At 60.9% G+C, this 21,234-nt stretch carries 21 protein-coding genes and 1 tRNA gene; 13 read left to right on the top strand and 9 right to left on the bottom strand.

What is annotated here, in order from left to right:
• Nucleotide 1 precedes the first annotated feature (1 nt).
• Nucleotides 2-2,245: an ATP-dependent protease LonB gene (lonB, locus tag C481_RS16240; RefSeq protein WP_006110387.1), complete on the bottom strand. Its 2,244-nt coding sequence runs from the start codon at nucleotides 2,243-2,245 to the stop codon at nucleotides 2-4.
• 288 nt (nucleotides 2,246-2,533) lie between these two features.
• Here lonB and C481_RS16235 point away from each other — a divergent pair, with 288 nt between their 5' ends.
• Together C481_RS16235 and C481_RS16230 are read left to right on the top strand one after the other, a co-directional pair.
• Nucleotides 2,534-3,052 carry a nicotinamide-nucleotide adenylyltransferase gene (locus tag C481_RS16235; protein ID WP_006110386.1) on the top strand — a complete coding sequence of 173 codons (519 nt, stop codon included), beginning with the start codon at nucleotides 2,534-2,536 and terminating at the stop codon, nucleotides 3,050-3,052.
• Complete coding sequence (locus tag C481_RS16230; RefSeq protein WP_006110385.1) at nucleotides 3,049-3,900, top strand: SAM hydrolase/SAM-dependent halogenase family protein; 852 nt, start codon at nucleotides 3,049-3,051, stop codon at nucleotides 3,898-3,900. The genes C481_RS16235 and C481_RS16230 overlap by 4 nt, the downstream gene beginning before the upstream one ends.
• 21 nt (nucleotides 3,901-3,921) lie before the next feature.
• On the opposite strand, the gene C481_RS16225 is transcribed toward C481_RS16230, so the two are convergent.
• Together C481_RS16225 and thsA are read right to left on the bottom strand one after the other, a co-directional pair.
• On the bottom strand, nucleotides 3,922-4,296 hold the full coding sequence (locus C481_RS16225) for a HalOD1 output domain-containing protein (protein ID WP_006110384.1): 375 nt from the start codon (nucleotides 4,294-4,296) through the stop codon (nucleotides 3,922-3,924).
• 94 nt (nucleotides 4,297-4,390) lie between these two features.
• A complete protein-coding gene (thsA, locus tag C481_RS16220) occupies nucleotides 4,391-5,935 on the bottom strand; it encodes a thermosome subunit alpha (protein WP_049904716.1) in 1,545 nt (514 codons plus the stop codon).
• A gap of 191 nt (nucleotides 5,936-6,126) precedes the next feature.
• On the opposite strand from thsA, the gene C481_RS16215 reads away from it, so the two are divergent.
• Nucleotides 6,127-6,951 (top strand): amidohydrolase family protein, encoded by an 825-nt coding sequence (locus C481_RS16215; RefSeq protein ID WP_006110382.1) that lies wholly within the window; start codon nucleotides 6,127-6,129, stop codon nucleotides 6,949-6,951.
• A 273-nt stretch (nucleotides 6,952-7,224) separates the two neighbouring features.
• On the top strand, nucleotides 7,225-8,187 hold the full coding sequence (locus C481_RS16210; protein WP_049904715.1) for a DUF368 domain-containing protein: 963 nt from the start codon (nucleotides 7,225-7,227) through the stop codon (nucleotides 8,185-8,187).
• Nucleotides 8,188-8,253: 66 nt separating this feature from the next.
• Here C481_RS16210 and C481_RS16205 read toward each other — a convergent pair whose 3' ends face one another.
• A complete protein-coding gene (locus C481_RS16205) occupies nucleotides 8,254-9,288 on the bottom strand; it encodes a glycosyltransferase family 2 protein (RefSeq protein ID WP_006110380.1) in 1,035 nt (344 codons plus the stop codon).
• Nucleotides 9,289-9,352: 64 nt separating this feature from the next.
• The gene (locus C481_RS16200; protein WP_006110379.1) at nucleotides 9,353-10,060 is read right to left on the bottom strand and encodes a class I SAM-dependent methyltransferase; all 708 of its coding nucleotides are present in this window, start codon (nucleotides 10,058-10,060) and stop codon (nucleotides 9,353-9,355) included.
• A gap of 266 nt (nucleotides 10,061-10,326) precedes the next feature.
• On the opposite strand from C481_RS16200, the gene C481_RS16195 reads away from it, so the two are divergent.
• The 4 genes from C481_RS16195 (at nucleotide 10,327) to C481_RS16180 (ending at nucleotide 13,080) form a co-directional block, all read left to right on the top strand.
• Entirely contained in the window at nucleotides 10,327-10,608 is a 282-nt protein-coding gene (locus tag C481_RS16195) for a MarR family transcriptional regulator (protein WP_006110378.1), read from the top strand.
• A 60-nt stretch (nucleotides 10,609-10,668) separates the two neighbouring features.
• On the top strand, nucleotides 10,669-11,469 hold the full coding sequence (locus C481_RS16190; RefSeq protein WP_006110377.1) for an MBL fold metallo-hydrolase: 801 nt from the start codon (nucleotides 10,669-10,671) through the stop codon (nucleotides 11,467-11,469).
• A gap of 29 nt (nucleotides 11,470-11,498) precedes the next feature.
• Entirely contained in the window at nucleotides 11,499-12,221 is a 723-nt protein-coding gene (locus tag C481_RS16185; RefSeq protein WP_006110376.1) for a YkgJ family cysteine cluster protein, read from the top strand.
• A gap of 88 nt (nucleotides 12,222-12,309) precedes the next feature.
• Complete coding sequence (locus C481_RS16180) at nucleotides 12,310-13,080, top strand: heptaprenylglyceryl phosphate synthase (protein WP_006110375.1); 771 nt, start codon at nucleotides 12,310-12,312, stop codon at nucleotides 13,078-13,080.
• Nucleotides 13,081-13,169: 89 nt separating this feature from the next.
• Here C481_RS16180 and C481_RS16175 read toward each other — a convergent pair whose 3' ends face one another.
• Together C481_RS16175 and C481_RS16170 are read right to left on the bottom strand one after the other, a co-directional pair.
• On the bottom strand, nucleotides 13,170-13,592 hold the full coding sequence (locus C481_RS16175; protein ID WP_006110373.1) for a TRAM domain-containing protein: 423 nt from the start codon (nucleotides 13,590-13,592) through the stop codon (nucleotides 13,170-13,172).
• Nucleotides 13,593-13,716: 124 nt separating this feature from the next.
• Entirely contained in the window at nucleotides 13,717-15,486 is a 1,770-nt protein-coding gene (locus C481_RS16170; RefSeq protein ID WP_049904717.1) for a radical SAM protein, read from the bottom strand.
• 115 nt (nucleotides 15,487-15,601) lie between these two features.
• Here C481_RS16170 and C481_RS22300 point away from each other — a divergent pair, with 115 nt between their 5' ends.
• Together C481_RS22300 and C481_RS16165 are read left to right on the top strand one after the other, a co-directional pair.
• Nucleotides 15,602-15,760 (top strand): DUF7559 family protein, encoded by a 159-nt coding sequence (locus C481_RS22300; RefSeq protein ID WP_006110370.1) that lies wholly within the window; start codon nucleotides 15,602-15,604, stop codon nucleotides 15,758-15,760.
• A 211-nt stretch (nucleotides 15,761-15,971) separates the two neighbouring features.
• Nucleotides 15,972-16,622 (top strand): Hsp20/alpha crystallin family protein, encoded by a 651-nt coding sequence (locus C481_RS16165; protein ID WP_083860927.1) that lies wholly within the window; start codon nucleotides 15,972-15,974, stop codon nucleotides 16,620-16,622.
• 313 nt (nucleotides 16,623-16,935) lie between these two features.
• Here C481_RS16165 and C481_RS16160 read toward each other — a convergent pair.
• Nucleotides 16,936-17,041: transfer RNA gene (locus tag C481_RS16160), tRNA-Ile, on the bottom strand.
• 172 nt (nucleotides 17,042-17,213) lie between these two features.
• On the opposite strand from C481_RS16160, the gene C481_RS16155 reads away from it, so the two are divergent.
• Both C481_RS16155 and C481_RS16150 read left to right on the top strand, forming a co-directional pair.
• Nucleotides 17,214-17,522 (top strand): DUF7091 family protein, encoded by a 309-nt coding sequence (locus C481_RS16155; protein WP_006110368.1) that lies wholly within the window; start codon nucleotides 17,214-17,216, stop codon nucleotides 17,520-17,522.
• A gap of 830 nt (nucleotides 17,523-18,352) precedes the next feature.
• A complete protein-coding gene (locus tag C481_RS16150) occupies nucleotides 18,353-19,129 on the top strand; it encodes a hypothetical protein (RefSeq protein ID WP_152422200.1) in 777 nt (258 codons plus the stop codon).
• Between the two features lie 952 nt (nucleotides 19,130-20,081).
• Here the strand turns inward: C481_RS16150 and C481_RS16145 are convergent.
• A complete protein-coding gene (locus tag C481_RS16145) occupies nucleotides 20,082-20,507 on the bottom strand; it encodes an FxLYD domain-containing protein (RefSeq protein ID WP_161605638.1) in 426 nt (141 codons plus the stop codon).
• A gap of 472 nt (nucleotides 20,508-20,979) precedes the next feature.
• On the opposite strand from C481_RS16145, the gene C481_RS22410 reads away from it, so the two are divergent.
• Nucleotides 20,980-21,234: surface glycoprotein (locus tag C481_RS22410; RefSeq protein ID WP_193787843.1), on the top strand; the 255-nt coding region annotated here is incomplete at its 3' end.

Raw genomic sequence — 21,234 nt, 5'->3', positions numbered from 1 at the left:
CTTACTGCGGGCTCGGATTCGAGCCGCCGGCGGAGCCGACCGATTGTTGCTCGAACGCCGTGCCGGTGATCGACTTGAGACGGTCGAGCAGCGAGTCCTTTTCGGGTTCGCCCTCGAGGGCGACATCCAGGACTTCGCTGATGTTCGAACACGGCACGATGTCGATCATCTCCTCGTACTCGTCTTCGATCATCACGTCCTGTTCGTTCGCCGCGGGGATGATGACCGTGTTGCAGCCGGCTTTGGCGGCGGCTTCGATCTTGTGCGTGACGCCACCGACGGGGAGGACGTCCCCGCGGACCGACAGCGAGCCGGTCATCGCGATCGACTGATCGACCGGGATGTTTTCGAGCGCGGAGATGACGGCCGTCGCCACCGTGATGGAGGCGGAGTCGCCGTCGACGCCCTGCTGTCCGGCCTGGACGAACTGGATGTGGATATCTTTCTCCGAGAGGTCCACGTCGGAGAACTTCTTGATGATCGCGGAGACGTTCTGGACCGATTCCTCGGCCATCTCCTGAAGCTTCCCGGTGGCGATCACCTGTCCGCCGCCCTGTGCGGGCGCGATCTCGGCCATCACGGGAAGCATGATACCGGAGTCCTCTCCCATGACGGCGAGACCGTTGACGCGGCCCTCGACGCCGTCCTCGGTGACCTGCAGCTCGTAGTCTTTGCGCCGCTCGATGTAGTCGTCGGCGAGCTGTTGCTCGATCGAGCGCGAGCGGCCCTTGGCCTGTAGCACGTCATCGCGGGTGGTCAGGTCCCGATCCTCGGCGCGGGCGATGTCGCCTGCGACGCGAATCAGTCCGCCGAGACTGCGGAAGTGAAGCGTCAGGTGGTTCTTCCGGCCCGACCGACGCTTCGCCTCGAGGAGCAGTTCCTCGACGGCCTCGTGGGTGAAGTGGGGCAGGCGGCCGTCGCGTTCGACCTCCTGAGCGATGAAGCGGGCGTACTTGCGCCGCATCTCGGGCGTATCCTCGATGGTATCGTCCATGTACACTTCGTACCCGTACCCCTTGATCCGGTTTCGGAGTGCGGGGTGCATGTTCTCCATCGCGTCCAGGTTCCCGGCGGCGATCATGACGAAGTCACAGGGAACGGGCTCGGTCTGGACCATCGCGCCCGAGGAGCGCTCGGACTGGCCCGTGATCGAGAACTCGCCCTCCTGGATCGCCGTCATGAGCTTCTGCTGGGTGCGCACGTCGAGCGTGTTGATCTCGTCGACGAACAGCACGCCCTTGTTGGACTTGTGGATCGAGCCCGGTTCGACGCGGTCGTGAGACGGCGTCTCCATTCCACCGGACTGGAAGGGGTCGTGGCGCACGTCGCCGAGCAGCGCACCGGCGTGGGCACCGGTCGCGTCTTCGAACGGCGCGGTCCGCTTGTCGCCGTTGTTGACGATCATGTTCGGCACCATCGCGTCCGTGCCGCGACTGGTGTACCGGAAGATAAGCCAGATGATCCCCGCTGCGAGAATCCCAAGGAGGGGGCTGACGGGGCTGATGATCGCGTACCCGATGATGACTGCGATGATGATCCACATCAGGATCGAGCGCATCTGGTTGCGCTTTCGCGCTTCCTCTTTGTGCGCGTCGATGATCTGCTCACCTTTTCCGGCGGGAACGGTCCGCACCTTTGGCTCGTTCCCGTCGTCCGGGTTGTGATAGACCAGTACGTCCTGTAACTCCTCTTTCGGCAGGAGCTGACTCATCGCCTTCGCCAGCATCGACTTGCCGGTCCCCGGCGAGCCGATCATCATCACGTGACGGCGCTGTTTTGCCGCCTTGATGATGATGTCTCGCGCTTCGTCCTGTCCGATGACCTGATCGACGAGTCGATCCGGAACCTCGATATCTTCCGTCGAGTCGATTTTGAGGCCGCCCAGAAGGTCGTCTTCGGCGATCTCATCGTCTACCTCGACGCCCGGGTCGACCTCGACGGAACTGCCGAGATCGTCGACAGTTTCGATATCGTCGGCCTCGTCGCGTCGATTGCCGTCACCGGCAGTATCTTCGTCACCGTCGGTCGGCGACCGTTCTCCCTGACGCTCCGTGGACTGTGATTGCGACTGCGGCGTAGACTCCGGGTGAGACGGCGTCTGCGGCGAGCGCTCACGGTCGCGCCCATCCTGCACACGCTCGGACTCCCGTCCACGCTCACGCTCCTCGTCCTGTGCCTGCTCTTCGCGTGGCACAGTCCCAGAGGCGTCCTCGGGAGGGTCGTCAGCGTTCGTATCGTTGCTCATAGAACTCTGTTCGGTATCTGATTCGAAGGGATTGCCACTGATATACTTTCTCCATATGAAGAACCGCTAGTAGTGCCGAAAACGACAGTCCTGAGCTATGTACGCTCGTTTCTGATCCGCCTCCGAGTCTGGCCGTCATCCCGGAACGTGATGGGTACCCAACGGCTCCCGCCCGTTTTCGAGTCGTTTCACCGGTGTCGATATACACCCGCTCTCGGTCCGTCCAGTAGTTCTTCCACAGTGGCATAACTCGCCACGCTTAAGCGTACTGCCCGACCACTGTCCGACATGACACGGGGGTTCTATATCGGTCGATTCCAGCCCTTCCACAACGGCCACCACAACATGGTCGAACGAATCGCGGCGGACGTCGACGAACTCGTACTCGGCATCGGGAGTGCCGACCACTCACACACCGTTCGAAACCCGTTCACCGCCGGCGAACGGATCATGATGATCACCAAGTCCCTCGTCGACACCGACCTCGTGACCTACGCCGTCCCCATCGAGGATCTCGATCGGAACTCCGTCTGGGTGAGCCACGTCCAGAGCATGAGTCCGGACTTCGATGTCGCCTACTCGAACAATCCACTCGTCATCCAACTGTTCCGCGAGGCCGATATCGATATCCGCCAGTCGCCGATGTTCAACCGCGACGTACTCGAAGGCTCGGAAGTCCGCGAACGCATGATCAACGACGGCGACTGGGAAGCCCTCGTCCCCGAAGCTGTCGTCGAAGTCGTCAACGAGACCAACGGTCTCGAACGCATTCAAATGGTCAGCGATTCTGACTCGAACGGCGAATGATCACGCTCTCGTCCGACTTCGGCACCCCCTATCCGGCAGCGATGCGCGGTGTCCTCTCGCAGCGTACCGCGACTCGACTCGTCGATGTCGCCCACGACTTTCCGCGGCAGGACATCCGAGCAGCCGCCTTCTGGCTCCACGAGACGCTCCCGTACTTCCCGCCCGCCGTCCACCTCGTCGTCGTCGATCCCGGCGTCGGCACCGACCGAAACGCACTCGCCATCCGTGCGGGCGATCACGTCCTCGTCGGCCCCGACAATGGCGTCTTGCTCCCTGCTGCTCGCCGGCTTGCAGCAACGACCAGTGCTTCCGAGCCGACCATCGGCTCCGGGCTCGACGCATACATCATCGACGATGCACAGCTCGATCCGCCGGCCGTCGCCGGCCACCAGCAACCCACCGACTCGACCGGCCCGAGTTCACCACACACCACCTTCCACGGTCGAGACGTCTTCGCTCCCGCTGCCGGCGACATCCACGAGTTCGGTCTCGACCGACTCGATGCGCTCACCGAACTCGCGTTTCTCGAGCCAACGTCGACCGTCTCGCCGCTTACACTGCCGGACGCGACGGTCGCGGACGGCCGCGCAACCGGCGAGGTGCTGGTCGTCGACGACTTCGGAAACGCGATCACGAACGTTCCGGGTTCGTTCCTTGCGGACTGCGAACACGTGCGCGTAAACGGCGAGCGGGTGCCGGTCGCGACGACTTTCGGAGCCGTTCCCGTCGGGGAGCGACTTGCGACGGTCGGGAGCCACGGCTACGTCGAACTCGACGTGAACCAGGGACGCGGCGACGAGACGTTCGGTCTGATAGTTGGTGCATCAGTCACCCTCGAATCGGCGTGAAAAGCAGCCCCCGACGCGTTGTTAGCTCACGAGCGTCGCTCGATTCGGATCGATGACGATCTCCCCATCGTCGTAAATCGTAATCTCACATCGTGAGTAGCAAAACGAGACCGAGCCTGCTCGCTCGGCGACTGCGCACTGTCGCGTCGTCTCGCACCAGTCGACGACGAGTGCGTTCAGAGCGTCCGGATCGATGCTGTCCGCGAGTGGCTCGAGGGCGGCTGGGTCGACGCCATGAATCGACGAGACCGCGAGCGGAAGCGCCGTCGTTACCGGCTCGTACTCGCTTTCATCACACCACATGTGATAGGTCTCGCTCTCGGCGTCGTAGTAGACGGTTTGGTCAACCGCCTCGGCGACCGGCGTCAGTCGATCTGAAGAGGCCATGCCGGACATAACGATCGGTAGTCTCGAGTGTTAACACTTAACACTATTGGCCAGTCGGAGCCACCGACGCGGGACGGAAATCGGAGAAACGGGTGAGAGCGAGTTATTCAGCAGCGATGACGTCGTCGATTCTGACGATCATCGTCGCAGCCTCAGTCGCACTCTCGATCGCTTCGCGTTTGACATCTGCCGGATCGACGACGCCGAACTCGAGCGGGTCGTCGATGGTCACGTCTTCGCCATCGGTAATCAGGCCGGCACGACCCTCGGAGTCGTGAGCGGCGCGGAGGTCGACGAGTGCGTCGATCGGGTCCTGGCCGGTGTTCGCCGCGAGCGTGCGCGGGACGACATCGAGTGCGTCCGCGAAGGCGGTGACGGCGAGCTGTTTGCGGCCTTCGATACCGGCGGCTTCCTCGCGGATCTTGTTTGCGATGGCGATTTCGGTCGCGCCAGCGCCGGGAACGACTTCACCGGAGGCGAGTGCGGTCGCGGCGACGTCGAGTGCGTCACCGATCGCGCGCTCGAGTTCGTCGACGATGTGTTCGGTGCCGCCGCGGACGAAGACGGTGACGGCTTCGGCGGCCGCGCCGCCCTCGACGAACGCGAGGTCGTCGTCGCCGAAGTTTGCGGTGCGGATGCGGTCGGCTTTGCCGAAGTCGGCTTCCTCCAGGTCGTCGAGGGCGCCGACGCGGGTTGCGCCGGTGGCGGAGAGAATGTCCGCAGTGTCGCTGCTGCCGACGTTCTCGAAGACGAGGATGCCCTCGTTGGCGAGGAACGTGCTGACGCGGTCGTCGACGTCTTCGGTAGTGACGACGATGTCGGCGCCGCTCTCGGCGACGGTTTCGGCGTAGCCCTGGACTTCGCTTTCCTCGGCGTCGATGGCGGCGTTGAGCTGGTCGATCGAGTCGATGGCGTACTCGGCGTCGACGTCGCCGGTGCGGACGCCGAGTTCAACATCGAGGACGGCGATCGAGGCGTCCTCGATCTCGGTCGGCATGCCGTCGTGGGCGGGCTCCTCGTCGATGACGATGCCGGGGACGAGTTCCGTCGCGTTCGAGGAGGCACCGATCTGGGTGTGGACGGTGACGTTCTCGCGGGCGACGCCGTCGTCGGACTCGACGTGGCGGACGGCCTCGACGACGGTTTCGGCGAGGGATTCGGCGGTGAGACCGCCGGTTCCCTTGCCGGTCATGCTAGACTCGGCGACCTGCTTCAGAACCTCGTCGTCGACGGCGGCTTCGCTGATCTGTTCGTCGATGGCGTCGAGGGCGATTTCGGCGGCTTCGTGGTAGCCCTCGACGATGGTCGTCGCATGGACGTCCTGTTCGATGAGGTCTTCGGCCTCCCCGAGCAGGTTGCCAGCGATCACGCCCGCGGTCGTCGTGCCGTCGCCGACTTCCTCTTCTTGAGTCTCGGCGACTTCGACGATCATCTGAGCCGCGGGGTGTTCGATGTCCATCTCGTTCAGGATGGTCGCCCCGTCGTTGGTGATGACGACCTCGCCACCCGAGTCGACGAGCATCTTGTCCATGCCGCGGGGGCCGAGGGTCGTCCGTACCGACTCGGCGACCGCTTTGCCGGCCATGATGTTGGACGATTGGGCGTCCCGGCCCTGTGTTCGCTGACTATCCTCGCTCATAATGAACATAGGCTGTCCGCCCATGCGTCGCTGTTGTGCCATAGCTGAATCCTCACTAACTATGTCGTCAGCACTTCTATATAAGCGTTTCCCTCTCGCACCCACTCCGTCTTGCGATTCCCTGTATCGCGTGCCCGCGTGACCCGCGCAACGGCGAAGTCGGTAGCAAAATATGGATCGACTCGAAACGATGGGGTGGGATGCTGGAGCTGGAACACGGGTTTCGCGTCGTCGATAGCTATGCACGGCTCACGCCCGACCGACGCGAGCAGCCCCGCGGTCGATCGATCACTCCCGACCGACTCGAACGGGAGATGCACCAGGCGGGAATCACCAGATCGATCGCCTTCCCGCCGGCAACGCCGGAGACGAGCTACGTCGCTCCGAACAACGGCGTTGCCAGACGAAGCGTCGACCGCCCGTTCGTCGCGTTCGCTCGCATCAACGGCACCCGCCGCCCCGGTAGCACCGCAACGAACTGCCTCCACAACGCCGTCGCTCGCCGAAAAGAGTACCACACGACCCCCGAAGACGTCGAAAAATACGCCTACGACGACCGGTTTCACGGCTTCGTCCTCGACCCCCTCACCGACGACCTCCCCGGCGAGGACGTCCTCGACACTCTGGAGGCCGTCGGCCTTCCCCTGATCATCCGCGGCGGCACGGACGCGACGCCAGCCGAACTCGCGGAGATGATTCTTGGCCGCTCGTTCCCCGTTATCATCGCTCACTTCGGCGGGCATCCGTTGGATCGTTCAAAAATGCACGAGACGATCGATCTGCTCGCCGAGTTTGACGACTGCTACGTCGAGACGAGTTTCGTCAAGTACCGGGACCTCCTCGAGCGCGCTCTGCTCGAACATCCGGATCGAGTTCTCTTCGGCAGCGGCGCGCCCGCCTGCCATCCGAACGTCGCCGTCATGGAAATCCTCACGCTCGATGTCTCGGAGGACAAACTCTGGCGCGTCTTTTCGAAGAACGCCTGTCGCGTGATCGACGCGCTCGCACCGGATGCCTACGTGTAACTAGTTCGACGGCACCGGTTTTTACCGTCGTCCTCCGGTCTTCGCCCTCTGCTCCGTCTTCGCTCCGTTCCGGTGACTGTCCACTACCCGCCCTCCGTCCGGTCGTCCCGTCGTTACGATAATCCCCGAGTCGTTCTGTTGTCGCACTAACTCGACTCCTGCGAGGAGTGACGCCATTTATGGTCGTGCCTCAATACCCGCTACGTATGGACCACGGACGACCGTCCCGATCGCCAGCCCTGCACACGATGCGGTCACACCACTACGCAATCGATGGGATATAACCTCACCCAGCGCGTCGGCGACCGCCTCGCAATCCTCCGAATCTATTGCTATGGCCTCTGCATGGGCACCGCCGACGCCCTCCCCGGCGTCTCCGGTGGCACGATTGCCCTCCTACTCGGGTTCTACAGCCGCCTGATAACCGCCGTCACCGCCTTCACGCCCGGCCGCCTCCTCGACATCCTTCGCGGCTACGATCCCGACCACCGAACCCGGGCACGCGAAGCCCTCCTCGAACTCGATCTCCCGTTCTTGCTCCCGCTCGGCGTCGGCGTGATAACCGCCGTCGCGATTATCGGTAGCGCCGTCTCCGCGCTCGCAACCTCACACCCCCTCGCGCTCTTCGGATTCTTTATCGGCCTGATCGCCGCCTCAGCCGTCGTCCTCTTTCGAAGCCTTCCGTTCTCGACCACCGAACACGTCCTCGCCGCGGGCGCTGGCACCGGTCTCGCCTTACTCGTCGCCAGCAACGTCCTCCAGCTTCCTGGTCAGGGACCCATCCGAACCCTCTTCGCCGGCTCTCTCGCCGTCAGCGCCATGATCCTCCCCGGCGTTTCCGGCTCGCTCATCCTGATCCTCCTCGGACAGTACGTCTACCTAATGTCCGAATTAACCGCGTTCCTCGACGCGCTTCACGAACTCGTCTCGACGACGGGAACGCTCCAGGCGCTCGTCGCTCCGGGCACGACCGTGATCCTCTTCGTCGTCGGCGGCGTCGTCGGCCTCGTCACGATCGCCCGCGTCGTCCGCGCGGCGCTCGACCGACAACGAACGCTCACGATGTTGTTCCTCGTCGGCCTGATCGCCGGCTCCGTTCCCGCGCCGCTTCACGAAATCGGCGACGCGTACGCCTGGACACCCAACGTCGTTTTCCTGACCGTCGCGTGGGCGGCCCTCGGCGCACTCGCACTGTTCGTCCTCGACGAACTCGCTGGCGGGTTCGATCCCGAGTAAGAGACGAGCGGTACCGACTATCGATCGGAGTCTCGTGCCGACGGGATATCGACCGCCGACCGATAGCTACCGCCGGTCGTACACGCGAACAGCGCGGTCGTGTCTGACCGAGATCCCGTTCGGGTTCCGCTGAGCCGTTCGATCACCGTAACGGGCACGAGTTCCGTCCACAAATCCGCGGGCCGCGTTTTGAACCACGTCCGTTCCGTCCGATAGCCACCCCGTCGGCGTTGCCTCACCGGAGACGATTCGTCGCGCCCCGCTGAATCCGTCACGGAGCGCGCTGCCGACCGTCCGAGCGACGACCGTCGGTCGCGGGCCGTAGTTCTTCGCGAGCCGATAGGAGAGCGCCCGATAGGTCGTTCCCCAATCGAGTTCGGTCATCGTCCCGCCGTCGGCTCCGAGTTCGGTACGGACGGCCATCTCGTGTTGCCAGTTAGTATCGAATCCGAGTCCGCCGATCCGGTGGGCACAGTCTCGATCCCCGCCGGTTTCGAGGTACTCGTCGAAGCCGTCGAGTGCGTCGAGAACGGTTCGATCGAAGGCGACGTTGTCCCCGTTGATGAGCGTGATCGAGCGGCCGGCGATGGTTTTGGTGTGGGGTTGTGCGGGGCCGTCGATTGCGGCGGGGTGGCTGGGTTCGCTGGGCGTGCTGGGCGTGCTAGGGGAACTCGATGGAGTAGCTGCGCTGGCCGTGTCGGCTGTGGTGGGTGCGTCTTCGGTTGCCTCGTCGGGTGGCTGTATCGGTTCCCCCGCTGTAACCGCGGGGCCAGTTACTACATCCGTTCCATCCGTGCGTGCCTGCTCGATGGCCTGAAACCAGGTCGGTTCGACGGCGTAGCTGCCGTCGAGGAAGGCGATTACGTCGCCGGTGGCAACGCTGAAGCCGACGTTTCGGGAGACGTTTGCGTTCCGTTCGGAGATCTCGACGAGAACGTCGACATCGGGCCGGTCGCGGACGACGCCAGTCGTGCCGTCGGAGGAGGGACCGTTGACGACGATCACTTCGGTCGTCGCCGGCGTGTGCTCGGCGAGTGCATCGAGACAGGAGAGCAACTGCTCTCGGTCATTGAGCGTCGAGACGACTACCGAGAGCTCCATAGTATGTGGTAGAACACCCGGGGAGTAAAAATACGATGGGATTACTGTCAGCTATCGTCGCCCACTACCGAAGCCGCGTGTTCCAGTACGATACCGACGCTGCGTGATCCGTGATCGGATGCCCGCCAAGGGCGCTGTCGATCGACCGAAGCGATGAGGCGAGCCCGTTCGGAATCGCCCGGTAGAGGCCGTACGGAAGGAGGAAATCGTCTTCGACATCGACCAGCGTTAGATTCGTCTTTGCGAGTAGCGTACTTACCTCGCCCTTCGAGTACAGTCGCGAGCCCATCGGCAGCGCCCAGTTGTAGATACTCCGCGAGCTAAAGCGGTTGAACGTATCGAAAACGACCTGTTCGCTCGCTACCCGCCGCATCTCCCGCAAGAACGCCTCCGGATCGTCCGCGAGATGGAAAAAACGCATCGCGATGACGGTATCGAAGTGATCGTCCGGAAACGGTAGCCGCCCCGCATCGCCGCGGAGGAACTCGAGTGTCCCTGCGAGTTCAGCGCGCTGTGCTTTCGCTCGCCCTTGGTGCAACATCGCTGCCGAGATGTCGAGTCCGACGACGTCCGCGCCCTGCTCGGCCAACATAACCGTAAATCGCCCGGTACCACAGGCGATTTCGAGGATCGTACGGTCCTCGACGGGCATGATCGCCTCGAGGACTGCTTGCTTCTCCCGTCGGTCGATCAACTGTCCACCCTTGGAAAAGCGCTTGTCGTCGTACTCCTCGGCGACGTCGTCAGCCTGGTACCACTCCTGTCCTTTCACACTGGGCGAAACTACTGTAGTCGTGGGATAAAACGATACTGGACTCGTTCGCAAAATCCGACGGGTCCGGACGGCCGACCGAGTGCGAGCACGCGCGAACTTCCCGCGCGGTGCGCCATCGTGGACGGTCGGACCCGCCAGTACCACCGTTCAACGTGCGAATCATTTCCATGTATTAATACCACATTTGAACCCCTTATACAAACTTCATTGTTCCTATCCACATATAGGGAAGCTTTACCAGCACTGATTCCGGTCAGAATTGTATGAGCACGAGTACCGCAGAGGATGGCACTGTCGCAGCCGAGGAGGTCCTATCGGAGGACGAATACCGGGACCGTCTCCGCGACCTCCCCCCGAGCGCGAAATTGGTTGCAAAAGTCCTCGAAACCGATTCGCCGCTCTCGCAGGGACAACTCGCCGACGAATCGTTGCTTCCCGACCGCACCGTCCGCTACGCACTCAATCGCCTCGAGGACGTCGGCCTCGTGGGGTCGCGCTACAGCTTCCGGGACGCGCGCAAGCAGGTTTACTACCTCAAGAACTGACGCCGTCTCCGTTTTGGACCGCTTCGATACGCACATACAGCCCGCCGATGAGACGCACGTATGGACGTTGCTTCCTGCGCCGTTCCCGTCTCCACGCGGGCCCCGACCGGCGACACCACCGCCTATCTCATCGGCGACGACGCCGCGATCCTCGTCGATCCGGCTGCACAAACGTCCTCATTGGACGAACTCGTCGCCGACCGCTCCGTCGAGCACATCCTGGTCACCCATACTCATCCGGATCACGTCGGCGCCGTCGAGACCTATGCCGACACGACGGGTGCGGCGGTCTGGGCCAGACGCGGCCGCACCACCCGATTTCAGGAGGCGACGGGTTGCACGCCCGACCGCGAGTTCACTCCCGGAACCGAACTCTCGCTCGGCGACGGTGACGACGAGTTCGTCCGCATCCGTGACGCGCCGGGACACGCACCGGATCACGTCGCACTCGAGGTTGGAGACGGCGGCCCGATCGTCTGCGGTGACTGCGCCGTCCGCGAGGGCAGCGTCGTGGTCGGGGCACCGGAGGGTGACATGCGCGCGTACGTAACGACGTTGCGTCGACTCTGGGCGATGGACCCGCCAATACTGTATCCGGGTCACGGTCCGGTTATCGACGCGCCGCGGGAGACCCTCGAGCGTCTCCTCGCCCACCGCGCCCGGCGCGAACAGCGGGTCCTGACCGCCGTCGAGGGCGGTGCCGAAACGCTCGATGAGATCCTCGCGGCGGCCTACGAGAAGGACCTGTCCGGGGTTCGCGACCTCGCGCGAGCGACGGTCCGGGCACACCTCGACAAACTCGCCGTGGAGGGCCGCCTCGCGTGGGACGGTGCGGTCGCTCGCGCCCGCCGGAGCGACTGACTTTTCCGCCTCGCCGCGTAGCTGTAGGTGTGCCCTCGCTCGAAACCGAACTCGAACGCGCCCGCGAACTCTCCGTCGACGACCTGGCCGACGCCATCGAATCGATCGGCTTCGAGTGCACCCGCTGTGGGGCCTGCTGTACGAGCCACGGGGAGGACGAGCACACGGCGACGGTCTTTCCCGACGAAGTTCGCGAGTTACAGGGCGCCACCGCGTCGGACGATGGGGCTCCCGCTACCGGTTCTGACACCCCCGAATCGGACGCAACCGCCGAAGCGCGCGACTGGCGCGACGTCGCCCGGCCGATGCCCTACGGCCTCACCGAGGGCGAGGACGGACCGGAAGGCGAAACCTTCGAATGGGCGCTCCAGACCGGCGGCTGCGGCGACTGCGTCTTTTACGCGGAAGACGACGACGGCGTCGGGGCCTGCACCGCCCACGACGACCGCCCGCTGATCTGTCGAACCTACCCCTTCAGCGTCGCCCTCGACGGCACCAGCCAGCCGATGGGCGAGGCCGTCGACGAAGCCGGCGTCGTCCGCGCCCACGAGTGCGAGGGCCTCGGTCGCGACATCTCCCGCGAGGACGCCGAAGCACTCGCCGCCGCGCTCAAAGAACGCGCCGTTCGCGAACTCGAGGAGGCGATCGACGTTCGTGACGAGTACGCACCCGCCGATACGGGGGCGGGTGAGGTCGTCGTTCACGACTCCGAAGGTGCGAAACGGCCGGACGGAACGCGACTTTCCAACTAAGTGTCTGCGTGAGTGTACGGACCGGCGGTCAGTCCGTCTCAGGACACGAAACCGACAGAAAATTCACATACGTCTGTGACGTTTTGCTATGGACATCGCCTGGCAGGATATCAGACACGTCACGAAAGTCGACCCGGCAAAGCCGTTACCGGACGACCCCGGCGTCATCGCGGACACCGATCTCGTGATCGTCGGCGGGTCCGACGACGTGACCGAGACCAACACCCTCGCGGCGGTCCGAGCGATCGACGACATCGCTCCCGACCTCCCCATCTTTCAGGAACCCTACAGCGCCACGCAGGTCTCGACCGACACCATCGACGCCGTCGACTCCATCGCCGTCCCCGCCGTCTACAACGGCGACCGGGACAACTTCGTCGGCAAACACCTCGACCTCTTCACCGAGATCGCACGCAAACCCGACGAACTCGCGGGCAGTTCCGTCCCGCTCGTCGGCGACCTGGTCGCGTCGACCGGCGTCGACGCCGTCGCTGAACTCGCGACGAAACTCATCGGGGAGGGATACGTCGTGCAGCACCTGGATTCGGCGGCAGCGAGCGTTTCGGGCGTCGAAACCACGTACACGCCCGACCAGGTCGCGGGTGCAGCCCTCGCAACGGAGACGTTCTACGACTTTCCGATCTTCTACGTCGAGTACTCGGGTACCTACGGCGGCCCGAAAGACGTCACGGCAGCCGCGCGATACCTCGACGAAACGGTACTCCTCTACGGCGGCGGCATCGACACGCGCGAGAAAGCCACCGCGATTCTCGAGGCCGGCGCGGATGCGATCGTCGTCGGCGACTGCTTCCACGACGATCCGGACACCTACCGCGAAACGATCCCGCCTCGAGCGTGAGTCGTACGGAAGCGAAGGCTGCACTTGCCGCCGGCTCTTCGGAATTTGTTTCGGACCGGACAGCGCATCACTCTCCGGTAACGGTAACGTTAGAACGTGTCTTCGATAATCTCGCCGACTGCGAAGTTCGACTTGACCTCGGTGACCTCGATTTTGACGCGCTCACCGACGTCCGCACCGGGAACGATGATAACGTAACCGCGCTCGACGCGGGCGATCCCGTCACCCTGCTTGCCGATATCTTCGATTTCGACGTAGCGCGTTTCACCGACATCGACCGGTGGCTGTGGCTCCGAGGTGGCGGTCTGGGGCTGTGGCTGCGGTTGTGCCGCCGCCGATGCCTCGACCTCACCCTCCTCTCCCTCACGGGAGATGAGCGCGACACGGTAGACCTCCTCCGGATCGATGTCGCCGGTCTCAACTTCCTGACGTGGTACCTCGATGACGTATCGGTCCTCCTCTGCCGAAACCTCCGTACTGAACAGACACAGGAGTTTTTCAGATATTTCCACAGGTAGACCCTCAATTCCACCTCTGACGCTCATCCGTATTAGAACTACCGACCACGACCGAGAATTTTTCTCCACACGCCCGGTTTCGGCCAAACCGCCACGCGCTCCACTCGCGCACTCTCGCTCAATCCGCGTGCTCGAACGGGCGCGTCGTCACGAACTCGTCGAGTTCGATCGCCGTTTCGAGGCCGGCGTCCGTGACGGACTCGTAGGGGCGATTGACGACGATATCGCCCGCAGTCCGGTCGCCGACGCCGGGGATCGCGGTGAGTTCGTCCATCGAAGCGCCGTTGAGATCGAGCGGGTACGGAACGCCGGTCGCGGAGCGATAGCCGTGGTCGACGACGGCGACGTCGATCGTCCGCCCGAGTTCGCGTTCGCCGGGGATACCCACGAGCAGCGGATAGGTGCCGAGCTGGCGGCCGAAGGTCCTCCCGTCCTGGTGGTACTCGAGGTGGACGTCCGAGAGGACGGTTCCCGGCGGGACGACGCGTTCGAGCATCGGGTTGTCGATTTCTTCGCGGACCTGCTGTTTGTAGCGCTTGAAGAGCTTCTTGTGCTCGTTCGCGATTTCCGCTCCCGTATCGGACATATCGGTGCCGTCGAAGGACATGACCTGTCGGATGTTCACGCGCCGGAGCATGTAGCCCTCGTCGTAGACGCGCTGGAGGAACTCGCGGTTGTGTCGGTAGGTTTCCTCGCGTTCGCCCTTGAGCCCGTGGAGGAGGTTAATTCCGGGGAGGAGTTTGGGAAGTCGGCGCGGATGAGCGTCGCCGGTCGTTGCATCGACGGTCGGATCGTCCGACCCGCCCGGCCGCCAGCCCGCTTCTTCGTTGACGATGCGAACGGCTTCGAAGCACTCCTCGGCGGTGACGTTCAGGTTGTTTTCCTCCTGCACGACGGGATCGGCGGACTCTAGCCCGAACGCGGCCGTGTCCCCGGGCGTGTTGTGCTCGGCGATAATCCGAATCCCCTCACGGCTCTTCTCCGGCCAGTTGACGATCGTGATGGGATTCATGTTGTCCAGATGGAGCGTCTCGAGGTTCGGTGCGACCTCCCGGATGCCGCTGTAGAGTTGGCGGAGCGCGTCCGGGTTTGGCGCCTCGCCGTCGCCGCCGTAGGCGAGGATATCCGCCTGCCGACCGATTCGGAAGTGTTTCACGCCGTAGTCCGCGAGCGCATCGACCTCGCCGACGACGGTCGGCGGCGGGCGGAACGAGGGGTTTCCGTACAGCGGTTCGGTACAGAACGAGCACCGATACGCACAACCACGCGAGGTCTCGAGTTCGGCGATGAGGTACTCGGGGTGGTTGGGGTGTTGTTCCACAATGAAAGCGCCCGCTTGTGCCCACCGCGAGACCTCGTCGATGTCCCGCATTCGATTGTTGAAGCCCTCGAAGCCGCTTTCGACGAGGTCGTGGACGGCGGCCTCGACGTCGCCCTTGGCGACGAAATCGAAGTCCAGATCCTGCCGTTCGGTTTCGGTCGCGCCGGCGTTCTCGTCGCCGACGCCGAACTTGACCGGGCCGCCCATCAGACTCGTGCCGCTCGCCGTCCACGCGAGTTTCCGTACCTCGTCGGGTTCGGCGGGCGTGCCGCCGACGTACTTGCCGGGGACGGTCATCCCGCCCAGATAGATCATGAGATCGGCGTCGTCGACAGCGCGCCATCGATCGGGGTCGTCTCGCAGGCCGTCGATCGTGTGATACGTGATTTGCTCGCGCGGGACGCCCGCATCAACGAGCGCACCCGCCGTGTACCGGGGATACGTCGAAATGTACGGCGGCACTCCGAAGTGTGCGGGTTCGTCGACGTAGCCGTCGACGATCGTCACCGAGAGCGCGTCCGTCTCCGTCCCGGAGTCGGGACCAGAGCCGGAGCCGGAGCCAGTCATACCGACCGATAGCGCCTCGAACGACAAAACGGTGACTAACGCGAGACGACGAGGGTGCCCGACACGAACCACCGCAACCGCCGCGTTGATGGTCCTGGTCCCGGTACTGTCGTCCATGCCACCGACCGAAGAAATCGTCTGCACCGACGACGACTGCTTCCTCGACCTGTTCGAGAACCACTACACCTACGACGTTCCCGACGAGTTCGACACCTCCGAACTCTCGTGTCCCGTCTGCGGCGGTACCGACTGCCTCGAACCGGTCGAACTCTGAGCCACCGGTCTCCGTACAGCCCGCCGGAACTGCGCCAGCGAACTCGATCGACCATCGCGTCAGACGTTATTTTACCCAGCACCAAAATTAATAAGAACGTGGCTATCGTAGTTGTCCCATCGGCTATGTTACGCGCTCTCACCCAGGTCCCCGCCCAGCACAGCGCATCGGCTCCCACCTGCCGTGTCGGTTTCACAAGAGGTGATGCGGAGTGAACAAACCGTCCCTCGGCTCGTCGATTACACACGTGCTCTACCGTCAACTCGGCCGGGCAAGCGGTCGCATCCAGAACCAGCGCTCACTGCCCGTCGACCTCCTCGAAAACGACGACTCCTATCTCGTCGTCTTCGACGCTCCCGGTGCCGAAACGGACGACGTCCAGGTCCGGTACATGGACGGGACCGTCAAGATCAGCGTCGATCGTTTCCGCCCGTTCCGTGACCGCTACGAGATGCGATTTCCCGGCCGCGGAACCCACCTCAGCGGCACGGCCGACCTCCCGGCCGACGCCGTCGTCGACCCCAGCGCCGGAACCGCAACTCTCTCGGACACCGGCTCGCTTCGGATCGAAATTCCCAAAGCGAGTACGCTTCAGGAACCGGCCGCAGACGATATCGAACTCGACGATACTCGTCCTTCCGACGGCACGCCACCCGGCGAACTCGACGACACGCACAACACCACCACTGAAACGACAGCGACGACCACAACTGACGCCACACCGCCGCCGGCAGACGCCAATAGCAGCACAGACACAACGACAAACGCCGATCCCGACCCCGACCCCGACACGACCACCGCAACCGACTCACAATCCACCGACATCGACTCCACTCCCTCCAATGAACTCGCGCTCGAATGAACGACCTCAACTTCGAGTCGGTTGGTAGCACTCAGTGGCGTCCACGGCCACCACTCGCCTGCAGTCCTCCGTCCATTTCCGGGACCGCTGGAGAGTCAGGCTGGACTTACAGTAGTGACTGACGGCCGGCCACGGCGCGCCGACCACCCCGTTTCGGCTACTAATTTCGCGTGACGGCGGAGACCCGGAACCAGTCGCTGGTTCGCTTCCGGTTATGGACTCCCCGTGTCCAAAATGGAAAACCACGCCTCTAGTGAGGTGAGTGGCTGAAGAACGCCCGAATCAGTTTCGGCCACATGTCGGTTTTTGCTGATGGGCCCTGACGGATTCGAACCATCGACCACTCGGTATCTCACATGACCGCATGGATGCGATCGTGTTATGAGCCGAGCGCTCTAACCAGACTGAGCTAAGGGCCCGTTTTCCGTCTATGCAGAGAAAAACGTGGCCTGTAGTTAACCCTTACTCTCCATCTTGGTGTAGCGAACTGCCCTCGACAACTATGCGAGAGCAGACGATCACATTACCTCCATCTACAACGGACATGGGCAGCGACGGGCCTATGTGGTCGGCGACCGGATACTACTGCGTATGTCGGATCGTCGACTCACGCGGTTCCTGCGTTCGAAACTCCAGGCGGCAGGCGAGCAGTACGAACAGGCTCGGGGGTCGACCGATCGCCAACTCGAAGAAGCCCAGCAGGCCTATGAAGTGGCCAAAAACGCGCGCCAGCTCCCATCCGATGGCAAAGGCCGGACACAGATCGTCTGCCGACGGTATGCAGAACGCCGAGCAGCAATGCTCGACGACCAGTACCGCCCAGCGTGCTACGAAGCAGACCACCCGGACTGTGAAGGCTGTGTCGAGGATATCCGTGCGGGACGAATCGAGACGTGGTAGTCACACCTTCACGGCAGCGCTCACAACTATTGGACTGTCGCTACTGAACTCGACGCGGTATCGCTATTGTTCTGTTACGAATATTAAAACGAATTGGGGGAAATCAGGCCTAAACGGGATTCCTATTTTCTTTCTGAAATACAGAAAAATAGGCGAAATTGAGCTTCTGGCTATCGGACTGCTGAGTGTTAGTGTCAGTCTCGAACTCTTTCGGCCTGTCGTTTCTTCACGAAGGGGTCCCCATTCAATCTTGTCGACGCTCGAGGGCTCATAGATCAGCGCATCCTCGGCTCGACGCCCGTCGGTTGCGGGTTTGAGGTGCCGCGATCGCGACCGTAACTCGTTGTTCCGGTGGAGGATCTCAAGTTGTATTCATCGTCAAAACTCACTGATTCTAGATTATACGCGATTGTATCGATGTACGATATAAAAGTCCTGACGTGGAGTATTTCAAAACACGGTATCACGACAGACCATCCTGAAATCAGTTCCCTAGGGGATAGTAGCTCAGAAAGGGTATCAGATCTCCCCACAGTTATTGCTCATCTAATATTTATACCTTATCGGTAAATAATATATAGTAATGAGTATTGGCTATGATCATGTCGTTAGACAATGACGATATCCGAGATAGCCGAACCACGCCCAAACGACGGTCATTCCTTCGCACCGCTGCAGCGACTGGCATTGGAATATCCGCATTAGGATCAATTTTCACTGGACCAGTAGTTGCCCAGGATTATCATCCAAAGCAAGAGATCATCCATCAGGCGTCTTATTCTGACTCTTGCCCTCAGAGTATATCGGGTGAACTGGAATCTGGATTCACAATGTTTCATGCAGAAGCAGGCTGTGCAGCAGGCAACTGGAGAACACCAGTTCACGTAGATTGTGCTGCTGCAAGGGAGCAAAATAATGGCAATGGCTGCATTCAATGTAGGGAGATAACAGAATCAAAAGTTGAGCATACTTGGGACACCAGCGAAGGAGATCTGTACCGTGATTCAAATGATAACGCACTTGATGGATATATTGGTGCTTCACACGAAATGCATACCGATGAGAACGCATGGAGCTACGAGGATTATGCAGATATCGCAGTCGAATATACTGTCAGTAAACTCGCCGGTAGAATTCCTTTCAGTACTGAATTACGGGCAGGAAGTCAGGTAGTTAAAACTATGCAGAAAGACCTGTCCGATCACACTGACACAACGGATAGTATAGAAACCGAATTTGAATGGAGCGACATCCTGTCAATTCGTGATATAAATTATTGGACATTGGTTGAGGCAGTTATAGCGCCGGGAGATACGATGGAATTTAATGTGAACTCTACTGTTGACGATTGGCTGCTAGATCAATATTCATTAGAGACATCAGTGAATGTTACTGCTACAGCCCCTAGTGGGGATCCATGCGATGCGTTGAGTATGTCCGCTGAAGAGTTAGAAGAAAATGGGCTCAGAGTATACGACCGTGACGACATTGAAGAAAATCCAACCGGGTACGGATTCTCCCAGAATACGCTTGATAATATAGAAGGGAATTACATAATAAAGTCAAGTAATGTAGAGATCGAGACAGAGCAAGTGAATAACAACTAGCATAGTTCTTCTATTCAGTAGTAAATGTCGGCAGATTCGGACGCTACTGTTCACTTCCTTTGTCGTGGCAGTCCGAACACATCGGTATCGTAGGCCCGTATTCCGTTCGACGTATTTTGTTTTGCCACTCGCCGGTCACTGGGTCGCGAGTGTGGTGTTCGAAAATCAATCAAACCCGTCGTGTTTGAACGCTTCAGGGTCAAATGAATTGGCCTTCTCTTTCGTACTATCTTTGAGAAACCGTTTTTCTCGTAACTGTTCTAATTGCCATCAATCAAATCACGTAATCTCAGCTGAATATAGGATATAGTGACAGTGAGTACTAAAATAGTTTTTTGCAGATCTGAATAACAGAGTGCAGAATTCTGGAAAGATGGTGGATAACGGAAGAAGAGATGGTCTTCTGGGTTAACTACTCGCGCTCTCCAATCCCGCTTTCGCACTCCGAGCACGCCTACTCTCTCATGATGTACAAATTGTCGTATTAGTGGGGAACGGACTCTACCACGTCGGCTCATGTCCGAGAGGCGGTCCCCCGCTCTCTACAACCACCATCATCGCTATCGTTCCCATAATGGCCATTCGTCCCTAATCCATCCACAAAACTACTGACCTGCTCCCAGCCGGTTTTCTCGGTGGCACATCTCTATAGCGCTTCCGAGACGATCAGTGGCCGATATACCTACACTTAAAACTACGCCATCCGTCGGTATCCCCTGAGAACAGCCACTATCTTTACACCGAATTGGGCACACCGTGGAATCGCAGGGAATGCACATCCATCGGATCGATAACGATTGGACTCTCTAGGGAACAGATCCCTGTCATTCCGCAACTTAGAGATTCACCAAGCCCCAATACGTAGTTACTCTACTAATAGTGAGTAGTATCGGACTGGTCCCCGATGAATATCCTGTAAGAAAAGTGCTTACCGCTGAACGGTAGTTGAACTCTACCAGGTGATGTCCTCGATCGCGATATCGTAGCTGTCGATGTCTTCGGCGCCTCGAGGACCCATGTTTTCGAAGGACCACGAGTTGCCTGCAGCGAGATCGGTGGTGTTGTCGAGGTAGCTGTCGAACTGGTTCCCATCTGCATCGTAGATCCGCGCGGTGACTTGGACGTAGTTAGCCATCTCGTCGCTATTGTTCCCGACGAGTCCTTCGATCGTGATGTCGGTCATGAACTCACCCTCGTCGACGACAAGATCGTGTTCGGCGATTTCGAGGTCGTCATCGGACGCACCGCCCTCCCCACTCCCGTCTCCGCAGTTCCCCCCATCATTGTCGTCGCCGCTCTCGCACTCCGGGTCCTCGTTAGACCCACACTCTGCTGCGAGGGCCACGATACCCGATGCCCTGCTGCAATTATCTGTCACCTCTGCATTACTGTCGCGTTATTACTGATTTGAGTGTTTGTATTTCTCCACTTTAGATACTCCGTACTACGCGTATAATGTGCTATGTGCCTACCTGCGCCTGCCCACTCGCTACCAGTTGGGGCCACGACCACGACGGCAGCACGGCTCAAGAGCGAGTGAAAAGCGCGCGGAGGCTGAAAACACTCAGTCCCTACCCGGGTGCCCCGGCCTCCGTCGCGCCAAGACAACACATTCCGCGATGGATGGATGTGTGCGTGGGCGTCGATCGCCCGCATCTATAGTAACTAATTGCAACACAAATACATTTCGATTAGTGAAAGTCAGAACTAGAAGACTTATTACATAGCATCCAAAATCAACCTGCTACCCCTATCCGGGAGCATATTCCAGGACTCCAATTGGCACGATCACCGTGGTCGTGGCGATCGGGCCGCTGGGATGGCTGCCTGGTCACAAACAATTACAAACCATGACAAAGGAAACTACTTTCCGCGCAAAGGGACGCGCACTGTTCCTGACCGCGATGATGGTCCTCTCGGTTGTCGCAATGACTGCATCCTTCGCGGGTGCAGCTGCTGCGGCAAACGTGTCTGATGTCGAACAAGGACCTGTGGCTTACGAAGACGGGAACGGGAATGCACACCTCGAAGTCGTCTTCGCCGAGGCACACGGTCTCTCAAGCGGTGACGACATCGAAGTGCTGGATCGAGAAGGAAACGACATC

Origin of the sequence: Natrialba asiatica DSM 12278, from assembly GCF_000337555.1 — an archaeon.
Lineage (GTDB): Archaea > Halobacteriota > Halobacteria > Halobacteriales > Natrialbaceae > Natrialba > Natrialba asiatica.
Note: the sequence above shows the minus strand (reverse complement) of the source record. Positions and strands in the feature narration are given on the sequence as shown.

What these genes read in the sequence shown, in the direction of transcription:
- C481_RS16235 (WP_006110386.1), top strand. Translation starts at nt 2,534, where the DNA reads ATGACACGGGGGTTCTATATCGGTCGATTCCAGCCCTTCCACAACGGC.
- C481_RS16215 (WP_006110382.1), top strand. Translation starts at nt 6,127, where the DNA reads ATGCTGGAGCTGGAACACGGGTTTCGCGTCGTCGATAGCTATGCACGG.
- C481_RS16210 (WP_049904715.1), top strand. Translation starts at nt 7,225, where the DNA reads ATGGGATATAACCTCACCCAGCGCGTCGGCGACCGCCTCGCAATCCTC.
- C481_RS16225 (WP_006110384.1), bottom strand. Translation starts at nt 4,296, where the DNA reads ATGTCCGGCATGGCCTCTTCAGATCGACTGACGCCGGTCGCCGAGGCG.
- C481_RS16195 (WP_006110378.1), top strand. Translation starts at nt 10,327, where the DNA reads ATGAGCACGAGTACCGCAGAGGATGGCACTGTCGCAGCCGAGGAGGTC.
- lonB (WP_006110387.1), bottom strand. Translation starts at nt 2,245, where the DNA reads ATGAGCAACGATACGAACGCTGACGACCCTCCCGAGGACGCCTCTGGG.
- C481_RS16180 (WP_006110375.1), top strand. Translation starts at nt 12,310, where the DNA reads ATGGACATCGCCTGGCAGGATATCAGACACGTCACGAAAGTCGACCCG.
- C481_RS22300 (WP_006110370.1), top strand. Translation starts at nt 15,602, where the DNA reads ATGCCACCGACCGAAGAAATCGTCTGCACCGACGACGACTGCTTCCTC.
- C481_RS16190 (WP_006110377.1), top strand. Translation starts at nt 10,669, where the DNA reads ATGGACGTTGCTTCCTGCGCCGTTCCCGTCTCCACGCGGGCCCCGACC.
- C481_RS16150 (WP_152422200.1), top strand. Translation starts at nt 18,353, where the DNA reads ATGTTTCATGCAGAAGCAGGCTGTGCAGCAGGCAACTGGAGAACACCA.
- C481_RS16230 (WP_006110385.1), top strand. Translation starts at nt 3,049, where the DNA reads ATGATCACGCTCTCGTCCGACTTCGGCACCCCCTATCCGGCAGCGATG.
- C481_RS16170 (WP_049904717.1), bottom strand. Translation starts at nt 15,486, where the DNA reads ATGACTGGCTCCGGCTCCGGCTCTGGTCCCGACTCCGGGACGGAGACG.
- C481_RS16205 (WP_006110380.1), bottom strand. Translation starts at nt 9,288, where the DNA reads ATGGAGCTCTCGGTAGTCGTCTCGACGCTCAATGACCGAGAGCAGTTG.
- C481_RS16155 (WP_006110368.1), top strand. Translation starts at nt 17,214, where the DNA reads ATGTCGGATCGTCGACTCACGCGGTTCCTGCGTTCGAAACTCCAGGCG.
- thsA (WP_049904716.1), bottom strand. Translation starts at nt 5,935, where the DNA reads ATGTTCATTATGAGCGAGGATAGTCAGCGAACACAGGGCCGGGACGCC.